Here is a 1217-nt window from a genome sequence, read left to right on the forward strand (position 1 = left end):
CGTCTCGCCATAGTAGTCATTCTGGTTCATCTCCTTATGCGGGTTAGGTTCCCACACACAAACCATTAGACACTCTCAATTAGGAGGACAAGGCTATATTAAATGACACCAATAGCGGCCGAAAGTGCCCGGGGAGAGACGAAAGTTGCTAGGGCTACGCATAAAATCAAAAGGGAAGTACCCCAATCCAACGCCTTGGGACCGTAAGTGTGGCGTAGCTATAGCCCGCAGCAGGGGCTATATCGGTTTGTATGAATACAACTTTCGAGGGTGTTTTTTCGAATCAACTCTTGCCCTTCCCCTGTAAGGAAGTACCTCGCAAAGGCCGCCGATTCTAATCGCATTGAGCCGACGGCCTATCTTGAAAAGCCCTCGCCTGATTTGATGCGGCAGATGTTAAAAGATTTCGTTGACCAAATTTTTCCAACCAAGCAAATGCAATCTGCTGCGCGGACTCTGTCACCGTGTCATCCCAGCACACTAATAAGCGCAACGGCTCCCGTTACTATCCGGGACATGGCGTCGATACTGTTGTCCCTAAGTTGAGTAGTGGCCCATTCTTTCCTGGGTGGTTTTAGGGCCACACAGTAGAACCTTGTGAGCCCGTTACTACGACAATTGAAACGTGCTACCTCAAAAGCTTTTCTGCTAGGCGCAGGAAAAATCCCGTTGCTACCTTGGGCATCAACAATCTGTCAAAGTCAAAAGTATCTGGCAATGCCAAGTAACTCGGCACCATGGTAGAGGATCTCGCACCATCCTCCTAGACCAATACTCGTATTCTGGTTGAGGTTTCTGACACTGTTTACTCACAATGGACATCCTCACCTACCAACAAAAGTTTCGTGAAAATTGGGTGTCCACTAAACGAGGTAATCGCAGCATGTGGTGATAGTAGTGGCATCCAGCCTGTGGACACTTTTGGTGGCATAAGTCACTCAATTCAGTGCTATAGTAAGAGCGCTATCCAAAAATACGCAATTTTCCGGACGCTTTCAGGATCTGGTTTTCTGTGAGGAGTAGGGGATGTCCCAGCCGTTGAGAAAGAAACAAACTGAAGCTGGTATCAGGGTAAGAGACTATGAAAAATATGGGGAAGTCTTTTATCTTCCGGATAATTTTGAGGTCGAACGGACCTGACCCCCATGTGGTGGACACCTGATATCCAGCCCAGTCGAGCTGGGAAGAAAGGTAATCTACCACCATGTCCAGCCATG

Annotated in this window: 1 protein-coding gene; it reads right to left on the reverse strand. The window is 48.0% G+C overall.

Annotated features, from left to right (window positions below; translation table 11 throughout):
* Positions 1-963: 963 nt before the first annotated feature.
* Positions 964-1217: hypothetical protein (locus tag ABRP86_RS11490; RefSeq protein WP_349864464.1), on the reverse strand; the 254-nt coding region annotated here is incomplete at its 5' end.

This window comes from Corynebacterium sp. KPL3927 (genome assembly GCF_040225835.1).
Classification (GTDB): domain Bacteria; phylum Actinomycetota; class Actinomycetes; order Mycobacteriales; family Mycobacteriaceae; genus Corynebacterium.